Genomic DNA, 14434 nt, shown 5'->3' with positions numbered 1-14434 from the left:
TCGATGCGCCAGCTGTTCGTTCTGGATCCGCTGGGGCAGATCAATCCAGCCAAGGATTCCTCCGCCGCGCTGATGCAGGCCGCCTGTCGGGCCGGCGATGAGGTGTGGGCCTGCACGCCCTCCGATCTGATTGCTCGGGGGGATGAACCTTTAGCGATTGCCCTGCCGGTGACCCCGGAGCCCTGGATCACGGTTGGGGTGGCCGAACGTCAGGCCCTGGCTGGGTTTGATGTGATCTGGATGCGCAAGGATCCGCCGGTGGATGAGGCGTATCTCTACGCCACCCATCTGCTGGAGGTGGCGGAGCGGGCTGGGGTGCGGGTGCTCAATCGCCCCAGTGCGCTGCGCAGCTGGAACGAAAAACTGGGGGCGTTGCGCTTCAGCCGTTGGATGGCCCCCACGCTGGTGGCGGGGCGGGTGTCTGAGCTGCTGTTGTTTGCCCAGGAGCAGCAGGAGATTGTGCTGAAACCCCTGGGGGGCCGTGCCGGCCTGGGGGTGATTCGGGTCAACGGCCAGTCGCCAGGCTTGAAGGCCCTGCTGGAGTTGGTGACGGAGCAGGAACGCCTGCCGGTGATGGCCCAGGCCTTTCTGCCGTCGGTGAGCGAAGGCGACAAGCGCATCCTGCTGGTGGATGGCGATCCCCTGGGAGCGATCAATCGACGCCCTTCAGCGGGGGAATTCCGCAGCAATCTGGCCGTCGGTGGCCAGGCGGAGGCTACGGAACTCACCGAGCGGGAACGTCAGATCTGCGCCGCCCTGGCCCCAGCACTGCGGGCGGAGGGATTGTTCTTCGTCGGCATCGATGTGATCGGCGGCATGCTCAGCGAAATCAACGTCACCAGCCCTACGGGAGTGCGTGAAGTGGAGCGGCTGATGAACCAGCCCCTGGCAGATCAGACGATCGAGCGGTTGCGCGCGCTGGTCTGAAGTTCCAGCTGGTCCGCCAGCACCGCGAGCTTCAGCCCCACTTCCTGCAGCTCGCGCTCGGCAACAGACCCCCGCACCAGGCCTGCTCCGGCGGTGAGGTCCAGCTCGCAGCCCCGGGCGTGCCCGCAGCGGATCGCCACCCGCAGTTCCGCATCACCGGCACTGTCGATCCAACCGATCGGCGCCGCATAACTGCCCCGTTCGAAGGGTTCGAGGGTGCGCAACCAGGCCATGGCGTCGCGGCGTGGCAACCCGGCAACGGCGGGGGTGGGGTGCAGCTGTTCAGCCAGCGCCAGGACGGGCTGACCCTGGGTTTCCGCCGTGATTGGGGTGTGCAAGTGGGTGAGGTTGCCGTGGCGGGCCAGTTGGGGTTGGCGGCGGCGGCGCGGGGTCAACCCGTTGCGGCGCAGTTGGTCGGTGATCGTTTCCACCACCAATTCGTGTTCGCGGCGGTCCTTATCGGAGCGCAGCAGTTGAGCGCCGGAATCCCCCTGCCCCGCCGTGCCGGCCAGGGCATCACTGCGCAGCCAACCGGCGCGCAGGCTGAGCAGCCGTTCCGGTGACGCACCGAAGAAGGCATCCCCCGCATGGCGCTGCCAGAGGAAACGGCAGCTTCCCGCCTGTTGCCGCCGCAGTCGTTTCAACAGCGGTAAGGGGTCGAAGGTGTCGGCCAGAACGATGCGGTGCCGCACCGCCAGCACCAGTTTGTGCAGGTCGCCGCTGTTGACCAGATCAATGCCGCGGGTGAGGGCTGCTGCGTAGCGCTGCCGCCAGGTTTCCGGTTCCGTTGCCGCCACCAGCGCCTGGGGCTTGAGCGGGGTTGGCGTGGCTGGTGTCTTGAGCAGCTGTTCGTGCTTGAGCCAAAGCTGTTCCGCCAGCTCGCGGCAGTCCGCTGCACTGCTCACGACCCCATTCAGCCGCAGCCAGCCGCGGCGTCCCTGACGGCTGAGCTGCCAGCGAGGCAGCACCGCCTGCACCGATGGCACCACCGCTTCACTGCGGCGGCGCTCACTCACCTGATCGAAGAAGCGGAAGCGCAGCAGCACCCGAGGTCGCGCATGGGCCGGGCTGTCCGGTGTGGTGTCGTGCAGGCGGCTGAGGCAGAGGTCGGCGAAGCGCTGGGCCTGCTCAAAGCGACGGCTGCCCGCCAGCTCCAGTTCCTGGCAGGGCCCTGCAGCGGCCAGGCAGAGGCCAGGGGCGCTGTCCCACAGCACCTGCAGGCTTTCCTGTTCCGCCAGCTGCGGCAAAGCCAGAAGCGGGTCGATCCCTTCGATCGGCACGGCCAGGCTGAGCAGTGCTTCATCGCCGTCACAGGCCAACCATCCCCGCTGGGCAGCGGAGAGGAGGGTGCTGAAACAACAATCAGCCGACATCCGCGGCGTTTCCGGCCAGGGTTACTGCTCAAATGTATGGGTCTTCGCCCTGCGGGAACGGGTCCTGTCCATGTCTGAGCCGCAGGCTGTCGCATCCCGTTACGCCGATCGGCGCCGTTTGTGGAAGGCAGCGATCAAGTGGCCGATGTATTCCGTCGCCGTGATGCCCGTGCTGCTGGCGGCTGGATGGCAGTTCGGGGTGGCGGGCTCTCTGCGATGGCTGCAGTTGGGGGGCTTTGTGCTGGCGGCGATCCTGCTGCTGCTCTGGGAAAACCTCAGCAACGATGTTTTTGATGCAGCCACGGGTGTGGATGCCACCGGTAAGCCCCATTCCGTGGTGAATCTCACCGGCCGTCGGGACCGTGTCGCCCAGGGGGCGACCGCTGCGCTGCTGCTGGGGTTGCTGGTGATGGCCGGGTTGGCCTGGAACAGCAGCGGGGCCGTGTTGGGCCTGGTGTTGGTGTGCTGCGGCCTGGGTTACGTGTACCAGGGCCCTCCGTTCCGCCTGGGCTACCGCGGCCTGGGTGAGCCCCTGTGTTGGTTGGCCTTTGGTCCCTTCGCCACCGCAGCGGCTTTGGTGGTGTTGCAGCCCAGGGGGGCAACATCGATTCCTTGGGGCACGGCATGGATGTTGGGGGCAGGCCCCGCCCTGGCCACCACGCTTGTCTTGTTCTGCTCCCACTTCCATCAGGTGGAGGAGGACGCCGCCCATGGCAAATGTTCGCCGGTGGTGCGTCTGGGTACGGCCCGGGCAGCGGCCTTGGTGCCTTGGTTTGTGGCCTTGACGCTGGCCCTGGAGTGGGTGCCCGTGCTTCATGGGGACTGGCCGCCGACGGTGTTGTTGAGCGCTCTTGGTTGTCCTGCCGGTGTGCAGCTGATGCGTCTGCTCCAGCGCCATCACGACCGGCCGGAGCTGATCAGCGGCAGCAAGTTTCTGGCCTTGCGCTTCCAGGGATGGAATGGTCTGGGGCTGAGTGCAGGTCTGGCCCTGGCTCGCGTCTGGACCGTCGGATGACGCTCCGGTTGCAGCGTCGCCGCTTCCGCTTTGCCCTGCTGCAGCCGTTGCGCACGGCAGCCGGCGAGTTGAGGGAGCGCTGTGGCTGGTTGCTGCGGCTGGATGACGGTCGTGGGGCCGTGGGCTGGGGCGAAGTAGCTCCGCTGCAGCAGCAGCAGTTCACGGCCTGTGAGCAGGCTCTCGCCTCGCTGCCGGACGAGCTTCCTCAGGCTCAGCTGGAGGCTGTGTTGCGTGAGGCTCCAGGGGCCGTGGGTTTTGGTCTTGGTGCAGCGCTGGCGGAGCTGCAAGGTGTGGTGGGTGCTGCTTCGGCCCAGGGATGGCTGAAGGCGCCTGCCCCTGCGCTGTTGTTGCCGGCTGGCGAGGCCATGCTTTCGGCCCTGGAGGCTGCGGCAGCATTGGCGGGTGGCCTGGAGGGCTGCACCTTCAAGTGGAAGGTGGCGACGGAGTCCGATCCCCTCGAACGTCAGCTGCTCGAGCAGTTGCTCCAGCGGTTGCCGCCCACGGCCCGGTTGCGTCTGGATGCCAATGGCGGCTGGGACCGCAGCACCGCTGAGGCTTGGATGGAGCGGTTGCGCGGTGACCCGCGCCTGGACTGGTTGGAGCAGCCGCTGGCGGTGAAGGATCAAGCCGGCCTGGAGCAGTTGGCGGCGCTGGGGCCGGTGGCCCTCGATGAATCGCTCGACCAGCACCCGGAGCTGCGGAGCAGCTGGAGCGGCTGGCAGGTGCGTCGGCCTGCGCTGGAGGGCGATCCCCGCCTGCTGTTGCGGGAGCTGCAGGCGGGCTTGCCCCAACGGATGCTGAGCACGGCATTTGAAACCGGCATCGGTCGGCGTTGGTTGGAGCATCTGGCCGGGCTTCAGGACAAGGGTCCAACGCCGGCAGCACCGGGCTTGGCCCCCGGCTGGACGCCATCGGGGCCCTTGTTCTCCACGGATCCAGAGCAGGTCTGGGCGGCAGCAGCATGAGCGAGCTCGAGCGGCTGGAGCAGGGGCTGGCGGCGGGGCAGTGGGTGCCCCTGTCGCCCGAGGCGGAAGCGGCCCCTATCGATCAGTTGCCACCGGGGCCGGGGGTGGTGGTGCGCAGTGGTGGCAGTAGTGGCGGCAGCCGTTGCTGCGCCCAGCCGTCGCTGCATCTGGACCGTTCGGCCGCAGCCACCGCCCATTGGTTGACAGGGATCGGTCTTGACCCTGCGTCCACCCTGCTGCTCAATCCACTGCCGCTGGCCCATGTGAGTGGTCTGATGCCCTGGTGGCGCGCCCGCTGCTGGGGCGCGGGGCATCAGCCACTGGCGCCGGGGTTGATGAAAACCCCCACTGAATTGCTCGCCTTTTGCCAGGGCCTGCCTGCCTGGGGCAAGAACCCTGTAGTGCTTTCGTTGGTGCCCACGCAATTGGTGCGGCTCTTGGCTCATCCCGACGGGGTGGCGTTCTTGCAGCAGCTGCAGTTGATCTGGATCGGTGGCGCTGCTCTTTCGGCTTCGTTGGCGAATCAGGCGCGTGCCTTGCAGCTGCCGCTGGCGCCCTGTTACGGGTCAACGGAGACGGCGGCGATGGTGGCGGCGTTGCCACCGGATCGCTTCCTGGCCGGCGAGCTGGGGTGTGGGGACCCGCTGATCGATGTGGAGCTGCGCCTGGCCGCTGATGGGGCCCTTCAAGTGCGCACTGATCGGTTGGCCCTGGGCCGTTGGTGGGCGGATCAGCCGGATCGCTGGGAACCGCTTACGGATGCCGATGGCTGGTGGTGCTCCGGCGATCGGGCCAGCTTGACCCCAGGCCTTCAGATTGCAGGCCGGATCGATGGCGCCATTCACTCCGGTGGGGAAACCGTGTTCCCCGAGCAGCTGGAGGAGCGCTTGATGGCGGCGATTCAGGCGGCATCGCTTCCGGTGAGCACCGTGCTGCTTCTCGGTGTGCACGATCCGGAGTGGGGGCAGCGGTTGGTGGCCCTCGTCTGCAGCACGGACGCTGCGGTGTTGCCGCGGCTCGAGGCCCTCACACTGTCCTGGTCAGCGGCGGAGACGCCGCGGCGTTGGCTGTTGTGCCCCGACTTGGCCCCCTCGGCGCTGGGCAAATGGCAGCGCCAGCGCTGGCGGGAGTGGTTAGAGCGGCTGGATGCGGCCGAGGCTTGACGCTTCCAGCCAACGGTCCAGGCCATCGGGCAGGGCACATCGGCGCCGGGTTTGGGCGTCGATGGCCACGTGGCGAAGGCAGCCACTGGCGACCAGCTGCTCCTCCAGCAGCACCTGGCTTTTCACCGCAAAGCTGCTGGGATCAAGCCGTTCCGGTTCCAGGCGGATCAGCAGCTTGTCGCCCACCTGCACCGGGGCGCGGAAATCGGCATGGCAGTGCACGATCGGCAAGGCCACGCTCGGTTGCTCTCCGCGGCCGCCAGGGAAGACTGAACCCGCCGGCAAACCAAACCGCTCCAGGCTTTCCTCCCAGGCCTGGTGGCACCAGCCCAGCAGCTGCTGAAAGTGCATCACGCCGGCGGCATCCGTGTCGCTAAAGCGCACGGTTCGACTCAGCTCCAGCCAGGGGGCAGAGGTCATGGCGATGTGTTGTTCAAGCCGGTGCCGACTGTCACCCTGACAGAAATTCCGCCCGAACCATGGCCGCGCCGATCGCCTTCGAGCCCCCGTCCGTCCAGAAGGCCTGGCAGGCCTTCCTGCAGCACATCCCGGTGGTGCTGGTGAGCTGGGTGGGCTCGATTGTGCTGTCGCTGTTGGCTGTTCTGGTGTACGGACTGATCATCGTTGTGGTGTCGGCGATCATCGGCAGCAGCGATGCGGCGTTGGGGCTCGGAGCGGTGCTCGCCCAATTGGTTCAGTTGCCTTTCTCCATCCTCGCCAGCCTGTTGTCGGTGCTGTTGGTGGCCGTTCCTGCCCTCTACTACGAGCGCGGTGAGGTGGTGACGATTTCAGCTGCCGCTCAGCTGCTCACCGGTCGTTGGTGGCGTTACATCCTGGCGGGACTGTTCTTTTCGCTGGTCACCACCATTGGCTTTTTGCTCTGCATCCTTCCCGGCATTGCGGTGGCGTTGGTGACGCCGGTGTTCGTGAATCGCATCTTCGTTACCGACATGACCATCGGTGAAGCATTTGCCCACTCGTTCCAGGTGGTCTATCGCTCGGAGAACGGCTTGAGCTTCGTGGGGCTTGAGGTGTTGACGGGACTCGTTGTGGGGCTGCTGGCCCTGTTGACCTGTGGCCTGGGTGGCTTTGTGGTGATCCCCATGGCCAGCTTTTTCCTGCAGAACGTCGCCTATCAGCGCGGCCTCTTGCGCTGAGGCCTCAGCCGCTGGGCCAGCTGTTGTTGCTCAGGCGCAGCAGCCAATAGCTGATCAACCCTCCAGCCACCACCGGTAGGGGCCAGAAGAGCAGGCCCTTTGGGATGAGGCGCCGTTGCTGGAGGGCCAGCACACTCCAGAGCACCAGCCCAAGGGCGACGATGGGGCCAAACAGATGCCACTGCAGCGATCCGCTCAGATCACCGATCAGCGCTGCCCCCGTCGCTCGGGTCAGAAAGCAGGTGGGGCAGGGCACGCCTGTGAGGGCACGAAGCGGGCAGCTCAGGCCGGGTATCCCTGGATGCAAGCCCTTGAGCCATAACGCACCCGTCAGGGTCGCGGGCAATAGAAAGCCCGCGCGTTGCAACCGGCGCAGAAAACGGTTCAGTGATCAGCGATCCACCGATCCCATGATCACGTCGATGGAACCGAGGATGGCCATGATGTCGGCCACCTTGTGTCCCTTGAGGATGTGGGGAAGGATCTGCAGGTTGTTGCTATCGGCAGCACGGATCTTGAAACGCCAGGGGGTGACGTCGTTGTTGCCCTGGATGAACACGCCGATCTCGCCCTTGCCCGACTCCAACCGGGTGTAGAGCTCGCCGTTGGGGATCTTGAAGGTGGGTGCCACCTTCTTGGCCACGTACTGGAAGTCGAAACCAGCGGCGTCGCTGCCCTTGCCTTCGTTGAGGCGCTTGGCCTCGAGGTTTTCAGTGGGGCCGCCGGGGATCATGTCGCATGCCTGGCGCAGGATCTTGAGGGACTGGCGCATTTCTTCGATGCGCACGCGATAGCGGGCGTAGCAGTCGCCTTCCTTCTCACAGGCCACCTGCCAGTCGAAGTCGTCGTAGCACTCGTAGTGATCAACCTTGCGTAGATCCCAGGGCACACCGGAGGCGCGCAGCATCGGGCCGGAGAGGCTCCAGTTGATGGCGTCTGCCTTCTCGATCGTTCCCAAGCCTTCAATCCTGCGCCGGAAAATCGGGTTGTTGGTAATCAGCTTTTCGTATTCATCGATCTTGGGGCCGAACCAGTCGCAGAAATCGCGGCACTTCTCCAGCCAGCCCCAGGGCAGATCAGCGGCGACGCCGCCGATGCGGAAATAGTTGTTGTTGATCAGCCGCTGGCCGGTGGCGGCTTCCCAGAGGTCGTAGATCATCTCCCGCTCGCGGAAGATGTAGAAGAACGGGGTCTGGGCTCCGACGTCCGCGAGGAAGGGTCCAAGCCAGAGCAGGTGGTTCGCGATGCGGTTGAGTTCCAGCATCAGCACCCGGATGTAGCTGGCTCGCTTGGGTACCGGGATGTTCGCCAGTTTTTCCGGGGCGTTCACCACGATCGCCTCGTAGAACATCCCAGCCGCATAGTCCATGCGGCTCACGTAGGGCACGAACATCACGTTCGTGCGGTTCTCGGCGATCTTCTCCATGCCGCGATGGAGGTAACCGATCACCGGTTCACAGTCGACCACGTCCTCACCATCGAGGGTGACCACAAGCCGCAACACCCCGTGCATGGAGGGGTGGTGGGGCCCGAAGTTCACCACCATGGGCTCCGTGCGCGTTTCCAGCTGCGTCATGGGAGCGGTGGTCCGATCGATGAGTAGATCTTAAGGAGTCTTCGCCTGTGGCTTGTGCCCCCCTTCAGCCATGTGCCCGTGCTGGCCGATGCGGTGCTGGATGCGGCCCGGCAGATCCCACGTCCGGATGGTCTGTTGATTGATGCCACCCTTGGTGGAGGCGGCCACAGCGCCCTGCTGTTGGAACAGCATCCCGGCCTGCGCCTGATCGGCCTGGACCAGGACGCCACGGCCCGGGCCGCGGCGGCCGAGCGTTTGGCGCCCTTCGGCGATCGCGTCTCGATCGTCGCCACCAATTTTGCCGACTACGTGCCGCCCGAGCCCGCCGTGATGGTGTTGGCGGATCTGGGGGTCAGCAGCCCGCAGCTGGATGTGGCAGCGCGGGGCTTCAGTTTTCGCCTCGATGGTCCCTTGGACATGCGGATGAATTCCGGTAGTGAGGGGGAGACCGCGGCTGAGTTGATTGATCGCCTGGAGGAGAACGCGCTGGCGGATCTGATCTATGCCTACGGGGAGGAGCGGCTCTCCCGCCGCATCGCCCGGCGCATCAAAGCCGACCTCAAGGACAAAGGCTCTTATGAGGGCACCGCGGCCTTGGCCTACGCCGTGGCCGGTTGTTACCCCCCCAAGGCGCGGCGGGGACGGATTCACCCTGCCACCCGCACCTTCCAGGCCCTGCGGATTGCGGTGAATGATGAGCTGGGGGTGCTGGATCGCCTGCTGCTGCAGGCTCCCGACTGGCTGGAGCCCGAGGGCCTGCTGGGGATCATCAGCTTCCATTCCTTGGAAGACCGCCGCGTCAAGACCTCATTCCTCCGGGATGAGCGCTTGCAACGGATCACTCGCAAGCCGGTGGTGGCGACTGAGCAGGAGGAAGAGGCCAACCCCCGCAGCCGCAGTGCCAAATGGCGGCTGGCCCAGCGTTTGGCCGATGCTTAGCGAGCGTTGAGGAACCCGGCGGCAACTGCGGCGTCGGTGATCGCGGCGGTGGCTTGATCCACTTCGGCGGCTGTGGTCTCGCGCCCCAGGCTCAGCCGCAGGGAGGCTTCGGCTTCAGCTCGCGAGCGGCCGATCGCTTGCAGCACGTGGGATGGCGCGCCATTGCTGCAGGCGGAGCTACTGCTGCAGGCCAGTTGCGGGCGCAGGGCCCGGTGTAGGCGGCTGCCGTTCACCCCGGGCAGGCTGATGTTGAGGTTGTGGGGCAGACGTGGCTGTAGGGCTCCATTGAGCAGTACGCCGGGGAGGCGCTGCTGCAGGCCTTCCCAGAGCTGATCCCGCAGGTGTTGAAGGCGCTTGTTGCGCAGCTCCCGCTCCTCTAGAGCGAGGCGGGCCGCGGCGGCGAAGCCCACGATCAAAGCGGTGGGCAGGGTGCCGGCCCGGAGCCCCGCTTCCTGTCCGCCCCCCCACTGCAGCGGTTCGATGGCGATGCCCTCCCGCAGCACGAGGGCGCCGATGCCCTTGGGCCCGTAGAGCTTGTGGGCACTGAGGCTGAGCAGATCAACGCCCAGGGCATCAGGGGCCAGCGGCAATGTCCCGAAGGCTTGGGCCCCGTCGCTGTGCAGGGTGATGCCATGGCTGCGGCAGACAGCTCCCAGCTGCTCAAGCGGCTGGAGCACGCCGATTTCGTTGTTGGCTGCCATCACGCTCACCAGCCGCGTCTCGGGGGTGATCGCTGCCTCCAGCTGATCGGGGCTGATCAGTCCATCGGGGCCTGGAGTCAGCAGGGTGACGCTGAACCCCTCCCGCTGCAGTTGCTGGAGCGGATCGAGGACGGCGTGGTGCTCGGTGGCCACGCTGATCAGATGTCCGCTACCCAAAGCGCGGGCATGGCCCAGCAGGGCCAGGTTGTTGGCTTCGGTGGCGCCGCTGGTGAACACCAGCCGTTGCGGGTTTACCCCCACCGCCTCCGCCAGCTGGCGCCGTGCCAGCTTCACCGCTGCCGAGGCGCTGAGGCCGAGCCGATGCTGCCGGCTGGAGGGATTGCCCCAGTCCGCACTCCAGAAGGGCGCCATCGCCTCCACCACCTCAGCCGCACAGGGGGTGGTGGCCTGGAAATCAAAGGCGAGAGCGGAGCCGCTCAGGACGATTCAGGCAGATGTTGCGATCATGGTGCTGCATTGCGAACAGCACAGGCATGGGTCTGCGAACGCCGATGGCTCTGCTGGGCTTGGGGGGGTTGATCTGGGCGCAGCCCGTGAGTGGTTTTGATCGTGAGCAGGTGCTGGAGCAGATGCGGCAATCGCGGCCAGCTGATCTCAAGGTGCTGATCGAACGCCCGGCCCCTGTCGGCACCCTCTCGATCGGGATTTATGGGGTCAAGCCAGCCTCGTCGAATCCCGATACCCGCAGCTACAGCTTGTGGGAGGAGTCGGCGTCGGATCTGAACGTCTATGTCGAGAGCGTCAACTGCTCCACCATCAAGCCTGTGCGGGTGAAACGCACCCCGATGGCGGTTTACGTGCGCACCCTCAATCCCGGCGGTCCGATCACCGATGTCAACCGGGAAGATCACCTGGTGTGGTGGGCGGCCTGCGTGCCGGAGGTGGCGGGAACCGACCCTGCCACGTTGCGCCAAAAGGCCCTGGATCTGGGCTTTTCGACCCTGATCCCCGAACAGCAGGAGCAGTTACCCGCACTGGCCCGTTGAGCGTGCGCTCCATACATTGCGACAAGAGCGATTCCGGTCATGAGCGACGCGCCTACTCCCACCGCTGAACCCGTAGAGGCCGCGGCGCCCGCCCCGCGCCTGTTGCTGGTGGACGACGAGCCCGGTCTGCGCACGGCGGTGCAGGCCTACCTGGAAGATGAAGGCTTTGATGTGACCACCGCGGTTGATGGGGAAGAGGGGTTCAGCAAGGCTCAGCAGATGTTGCCGGATGTGGTGATCAGCGACGTGATGATGCCGCGGCTGGATGGCTATGGCCTGCTGCAGAAGCTGCGCGCCGATGAACGGCTCGGCGGCACTCCGGTGATCTTCCTAACCGCTAAGGGCATGACGGCTGACCGCACCCAGGGTTATCTGGCCGGGGTGGATGACTACATCCCCAAGCCTTTCGACCCCGATGAGCTGGTGGCGCGGGTGCGCAATGTGGCCCAGCGCCAGCAACGGCTGCTGCAGGAAGCAGCGCGCTTCGCGGATACCGATATGGGCCAGATGGCCAAGCAGATCACTGAGATCCGCTCGCTGCTCGCCCAGGCGGAAGCGCTGCCCTCCACAGAGCCCGTGGTGCACAGCTTCACGCCGCGGGAGGCGAGTGTGCTGCAGCTGGTGGCTGAGGGCCTGATGAACAAGGAGATTGCCCGTCAGCTGGAGACCTCGATCCGCAATGTCGAGAAGTACGTGAGCCGCCTGTTCAACAAGACGGGTACCTCCAGCCGCACGGAACTGGTGCGTTACGCCCTGGAGCACCGTCTGGTGACTTGAAGCCGGCTGCGCTGAACGACGGCTGGACCTATCGCGACAAGGTGCCGTTGGCCGATGCCGGCACCTTAGTGAGCGATTGGCTGGCGGATCGCTATCGCCACTCCGATGGGTTGGTGTGGCAGCAGCGAATCGCCGCTGGTGAGCTGGATTGGAACGGAGCGCTGCTCACCGGCGATCGAGTGCTGCAGGGCGGTGAAACCCTCTCTTGGCGACGTCCGCCCTGGCTGGAGGAGGCCATCCCCGATCAATGGGAGACGATCCACGATGACGGCGACCTGTTGGTGATCAACAAGCCCTCCGGCTTGCCGGTGATGCCTGGTGGTGGTTTTCTGCGCCACACGCTCACGGCCCTGCTTGAACCCACCGGTGCGCGGCCGGTGCACCGCTTGGGACGGTTCACCTCCGGCCTGCAGGTGTGTGCCCGCACGCCGCAGACCCGCGCCCTTTGGTCGAAGCAATTCCGGCCCGACGGCGGTTGCCGCAAGGTGTATCAGGCCTGGAGCCAGCGGGTGCCGGGGTTGGAGTTGGGGCAGTGTTTGACGCTGGACAGTGATGTGGTGGAACGGCCGCACCCGCTCTTGGGCTGGATCTGGGGGCCGGAACCGCTCCACGATGCCCCGATCCGCAAACGGCTCTCAGCCCACTCCCAGCTGCAGCTGTTGGAGCGCACGGCTGAGGGTGATCGCTTGCAGGTGACGATCACCACCGGCCGGCCTCATCAGATCCGCATCCACCTGGCGCAGCTGGGCAGTCCGCTGCTGGGGGATCCGCTTTATCTCCGCAATCGCGAGATCGCAGCAACAGCAACCCCAGGGGATGGCGGCTACCGGCTGCACGCCTGGCGGCTTTCGGGTCTCCCTCACTTGGGGGAGACAACACTCCAGGTGGATCCCCCAAGTGAGGGAGATCAGGCCTTGCGGAACTCAATCAGCCGCGAGAAGTAGAAGGGGGCCTTGTTCAGGCTGCGGCGCACCAGCTTGAAGCCGCAGGCTTCCGCTGCTTTCACGATGCCGTCTTCCTTGAGCGTGTAAGCCCGGGTGGTTTTGCTGGGGCCGGGGAACAGCTGGCCGATGCCCTTCAGCAGCGCCAGCAGCGGGGTGTAGGGCGCAAAGCTCACGATCAGTCGCTCTTCGGTGAGGCTGCAGAGGTGTTTCACCATCTCCTCGGCCGGTTGCTGGGGGTAGTGGATGAACACATCCAGGCAGCACACCGTGTGGAAGGAACCGCTCAGACTTTCCAGGTCGCTGGCGAAGAAGTTCAGCTTGGCCATGTCGAGACCGGCCTCGCGGGCCCGGCGCTCCGCTTCCTGGGCCATGGCCTCGGAAATGTCGCTGGCGTTGATGGATCCAGCCCCCATGGCCGCCAGCGGCAGGCTCAGGCTGCCCACACCGCAGCCGGCATCGCAGAAGCTCGCCTGGCTGAGTTCACCGCTTTCCTTGATCCAGGCCAGCACTTCATCAACGGTTTTCTGGTGACCGATGCGGATGTTGCGCTGCACCTTGTTCACGTCGTCGCTGTCGCTGTAGATGCGGTTCCAGCGGTCGAAGCCCGTGGTTTCGAAGTAGCCCTTCACCTCCTTCTTCTCGGCCTGTTTCTGCTCCAGCAGCTGATCGGGGGCCATGGCGGAAGGGTTTGCGTCGGCGGGATCCTAAGCAGCGCAGGCCCAGTGCAGCTCACCGTTGTCCTGGCGCCAGCGCAGCAGCTGCGTCAGTGGCCGTCCCATCAAGGCGTCTATGCACCCCGTTGCATCGCCGATCACCCGCCTCGGCGCCACCGTGGCGCTCCAGATCGCAGCACTGGGGCCGTTACTCCAGCGGGCCAGCCGCTTCACCCCCTCGAGTTGCGGCAGGGTCACCCCCGCCAGGGTGCCGTCCTCGAGGCGGCAGGTGCTGTTCTCCACCACCAATACCCGCTCGTCCCAGCGGTGCTCCCCGTCGGCCAGGCCGTAGGGAGCCAGCGCATCACTCACCAGCACCGTTTGCTCCGGCGCCAGCTGTTGCAACAGCACCGCCATCGTTGGGTGGACGTGCACGCCATCGGCGATCAGCCCCAGGGCAATCCCTCCGCGCCGGCAGGCTTCCCCCAGCGGCCCCGGTGCTCTGTGGTGCAAGCCCGGCATGGCATTGAAAGCGTGGGTGAGCATGCCAACCCCTTGATCGAAACCTGCGCTGGCCTGTTCTGCAGTGGCGGCGCTGTGGCCGAGGGCCACGCCGATGCCCAGCTCCCGCAGACGCCCGATCACCGCAGCGGCCCCGTCCAGTTCGGGGGCCAGGGTGACCAGGGCAATCTCCGTTTCGAACCCACCGATCCGTTCGTTCAGGGCTTTCAGGCTGGGGCTGGCCAGGTGTTCACGGGGATGGGCACCGCGGCGGGCCTCCGCCAGAAAGGGACCCTCCAGATGGGCCCCCAGCAGCCGGCAACGGCCTCGATGGTGCTGTTGTCGGGCCTGTCGCAGCACGGCCAGGGCCTGGCGCAGCGGTGCGATGCCGCAGGTCACCAGGGTTGGTGCGATCGCTTCGACCCCATCGCGCCACAACAGCTCGAGCAATTCCTCCAGCCGGGGTAGATCCGCCGCACTCAGTTCCGGGAAGGCCAGCCCCAGCCCGCCGTTGATCTGCAGGTCAACACCCCGGGGGCTGAGCCAGTCGCCGTTCCAGTCCTCATCCGTATGTGGAGCCTCAGCGCCCATCGCATCGATGCGGCAGATCAGCCCCTGGTCGTCGAGGTCGACGCCGTAGCGCTGGTCTCCGTCCCCAGGCAGGGGAACCGGCAAACGAACGTTGGTGATCCGGTGCATCAACGCAACACTGGCCGCGGCAGCCATGGAGGGAGAC

The 14434-nt window shown here is 66.0% G+C and carries 16 protein-coding genes; 9 read left to right on the top strand and 7 right to left on the bottom strand.

The window, feature by feature from the left end; translation table 11 throughout:
- Positions 1-3: 3 nt before the first annotated feature.
- Positions 4-927, top strand: a complete 924-nt coding sequence (gene gshB, locus FZZ90_RS04205) for a glutathione synthase (RefSeq protein WP_226424513.1) — start codon at positions 4-6, stop codon at positions 925-927.
- On the opposite strand, the gene FZZ90_RS04200 is transcribed toward gshB, so the two are convergent.
- Entirely contained in the window at positions 894-2300 is a 1407-nt protein-coding gene (locus FZZ90_RS04200) for an isochorismate synthase MenF (RefSeq protein WP_226424512.1), read from the bottom strand. The genes gshB and FZZ90_RS04200 overlap by 34 nt on opposite strands.
- A 70-nt stretch (positions 2301-2370) precedes the next feature.
- Here FZZ90_RS04200 and menA point away from each other — a divergent pair, with 70 nt between their 5' ends.
- The 3 genes from menA to FZZ90_RS04185 are packed head-to-tail and all read left to right on the top strand — an operon-like array spanning position 2371 to position 5443.
- Entirely contained in the window at positions 2371-3315 is a 945-nt protein-coding gene (menA, locus tag FZZ90_RS04195) for a 2-carboxy-1,4-naphthoquinone phytyltransferase (protein WP_226425009.1), read from the top strand.
- Complete coding sequence (menC, locus tag FZZ90_RS04190) at positions 3312-4280, top strand: o-succinylbenzoate synthase (protein WP_226424511.1); 969 nt, start codon at positions 3312-3314, stop codon at positions 4278-4280. Before menA ends, menC begins: the two co-directional genes overlap by 4 nt.
- Positions 4277-5443: an AMP-binding protein gene (locus FZZ90_RS04185; RefSeq protein WP_226424510.1), complete on the top strand. Its 1167-nt coding sequence runs from the start codon at positions 4277-4279 to the stop codon at positions 5441-5443. Before menC ends, FZZ90_RS04185 begins: the two co-directional genes overlap by 4 nt.
- Here the strand turns inward: FZZ90_RS04185 and FZZ90_RS04180 are convergent.
- A complete protein-coding gene (locus tag FZZ90_RS04180) occupies positions 5414-5863 on the bottom strand; it encodes a thioesterase family protein (protein WP_226424509.1) in 450 nt (149 codons plus the stop codon). The two genes, FZZ90_RS04185 and FZZ90_RS04180, sit on opposite strands and share 30 nt — an antisense overlap.
- Positions 5864-5922: 59 nt before the next feature.
- On the opposite strand from FZZ90_RS04180, the gene FZZ90_RS04175 reads away from it, so the two are divergent.
- Positions 5923-6600, top strand: coding sequence for a hypothetical protein (locus tag FZZ90_RS04175; protein WP_226424508.1), 678 nt, complete (start codon positions 5923-5925; stop codon positions 6598-6600).
- Positions 6601-6604: 4 nt separating this feature from the next.
- Here the strand turns inward: FZZ90_RS04175 and FZZ90_RS04170 are convergent, their stop codons facing one another.
- Both FZZ90_RS04170 and FZZ90_RS04165 read right to left on the bottom strand, forming a co-directional pair.
- Positions 6605-6946 carry a DUF2752 domain-containing protein gene (locus FZZ90_RS04170; protein ID WP_226424507.1) on the bottom strand — a complete coding sequence of 114 codons (342 nt, stop codon included), beginning with the start codon at positions 6944-6946 and terminating at the stop codon, positions 6605-6607.
- A gap of 45 nt (positions 6947-6991) precedes the next feature.
- A complete protein-coding gene (locus FZZ90_RS04165; protein ID WP_226424506.1) occupies positions 6992-8176 on the bottom strand; it encodes an NAD(P)H-quinone oxidoreductase subunit H in 1185 nt (394 codons plus the stop codon).
- 54 nt (positions 8177-8230) lie between these two features.
- Here FZZ90_RS04165 and rsmH point away from each other — a divergent pair, with 54 nt between their 5' ends.
- Positions 8231-9115 (top strand): 16S rRNA (cytosine(1402)-N(4))-methyltransferase RsmH, encoded by an 885-nt coding sequence (rsmH, locus tag FZZ90_RS04160; RefSeq protein WP_370631027.1) that lies wholly within the window; start codon positions 8231-8233, stop codon positions 9113-9115.
- Here the strand turns inward: rsmH and FZZ90_RS04155 are convergent.
- Positions 9112-10257: a cysteine desulfurase family protein gene (locus tag FZZ90_RS04155; RefSeq protein WP_226425007.1), complete on the bottom strand. Its 1146-nt coding sequence runs from the start codon at positions 10255-10257 to the stop codon at positions 9112-9114. The genes rsmH and FZZ90_RS04155 overlap by 4 nt on opposite strands.
- A gap of 53 nt (positions 10258-10310) precedes the next feature.
- Between FZZ90_RS04155 and FZZ90_RS04150 the strand changes: the two genes are divergently transcribed.
- From FZZ90_RS04150 to FZZ90_RS04140, 3 genes are read left to right on the top strand one after another with little or no spacing between them, the layout of a single operon-like run.
- Complete coding sequence (locus FZZ90_RS04150) at positions 10311-10823, top strand: hypothetical protein (protein WP_226424505.1); 513 nt, start codon at positions 10311-10313, stop codon at positions 10821-10823.
- A 39-nt stretch (positions 10824-10862) separates the two neighbouring features.
- Positions 10863-11600, top strand: coding sequence for a response regulator transcription factor (locus FZZ90_RS04145; RefSeq protein WP_226424504.1), 738 nt, complete (start codon positions 10863-10865; stop codon positions 11598-11600).
- Positions 11597-12544 (top strand): RNA pseudouridine synthase, encoded by a 948-nt coding sequence (locus FZZ90_RS04140; protein WP_226424503.1) that lies wholly within the window; start codon positions 11597-11599, stop codon positions 12542-12544. Before FZZ90_RS04145 ends, FZZ90_RS04140 begins: the two co-directional genes overlap by 4 nt.
- Here the strand turns inward: FZZ90_RS04140 and bchM are convergent.
- Positions 12508-13221, bottom strand: a complete 714-nt coding sequence (bchM, locus tag FZZ90_RS04135; protein WP_226424502.1) for a magnesium protoporphyrin IX methyltransferase — start codon at positions 13219-13221, stop codon at positions 12508-12510. The genes FZZ90_RS04140 and bchM overlap by 37 nt on opposite strands.
- A 27-nt stretch (positions 13222-13248) precedes the next feature.
- A complete protein-coding gene (locus FZZ90_RS04130) occupies positions 13249-14424 on the bottom strand; it encodes an N-acetylglucosamine-6-phosphate deacetylase (protein ID WP_226424501.1) in 1176 nt (391 codons plus the stop codon).
- Positions 14425-14434 lie beyond the last annotated feature (10 nt).

Origin of the sequence: Synechococcus sp. MU1617 (assembly GCF_020514235.1) — a bacterium.
Taxonomy (GTDB): Bacteria; Cyanobacteriota; Cyanobacteriia; order PCC-6307; family Cyanobiaceae; genus Parasynechococcus.
Note: the sequence above shows the minus strand (reverse complement) of the source record. Positions and strands in the feature narration are given on the sequence as shown.

What these genes read in the sequence shown, in the direction of transcription:
- FZZ90_RS04150 (WP_226424505.1), top strand. Translation starts at nt 10,311, where the DNA reads ATGGGTCTGCGAACGCCGATGGCTCTGCTGGGCTTGGGGGGGTTGATC.
- FZZ90_RS04130 (WP_226424501.1), bottom strand. Translation starts at nt 14,424, where the DNA reads ATGGCTGCCGCGGCCAGTGTTGCGTTGATGCACCGGATCACCAACGTT.
- FZZ90_RS04145 (WP_226424504.1), top strand. Translation starts at nt 10,863, where the DNA reads ATGAGCGACGCGCCTACTCCCACCGCTGAACCCGTAGAGGCCGCGGCG.
- bchM (WP_226424502.1), bottom strand. Translation starts at nt 13,221, where the DNA reads ATGGCCCCCGATCAGCTGCTGGAGCAGAAACAGGCCGAGAAGAAGGAG.
- menA (WP_226425009.1), top strand. Translation starts at nt 2,371, where the DNA reads ATGTCTGAGCCGCAGGCTGTCGCATCCCGTTACGCCGATCGGCGCCGT.
- FZZ90_RS04185 (WP_226424510.1), top strand. Translation starts at nt 4,277, where the DNA reads ATGAGCGAGCTCGAGCGGCTGGAGCAGGGGCTGGCGGCGGGGCAGTGG.
- FZZ90_RS04175 (WP_226424508.1), top strand. Translation starts at nt 5,923, where the DNA reads ATGGCCGCGCCGATCGCCTTCGAGCCCCCGTCCGTCCAGAAGGCCTGG.
- menC (WP_226424511.1), top strand. Translation starts at nt 3,312, where the DNA reads ATGACGCTCCGGTTGCAGCGTCGCCGCTTCCGCTTTGCCCTGCTGCAG.
- FZZ90_RS04180 (WP_226424509.1), bottom strand. Translation starts at nt 5,863, where the DNA reads ATGACCTCTGCCCCCTGGCTGGAGCTGAGTCGAACCGTGCGCTTTAGC.
- gshB (WP_226424513.1), top strand. Translation starts at nt 4, where the DNA reads ATGCGCCAGCTGTTCGTTCTGGATCCGCTGGGGCAGATCAATCCAGCC.
- FZZ90_RS04200 (WP_226424512.1), bottom strand. Translation starts at nt 2,300, where the DNA reads ATGTCGGCTGATTGTTGTTTCAGCACCCTCCTCTCCGCTGCCCAGCGG.
- FZZ90_RS04165 (WP_226424506.1), bottom strand. Translation starts at nt 8,176, where the DNA reads ATGACGCAGCTGGAAACGCGCACGGAGCCCATGGTGGTGAACTTCGGG.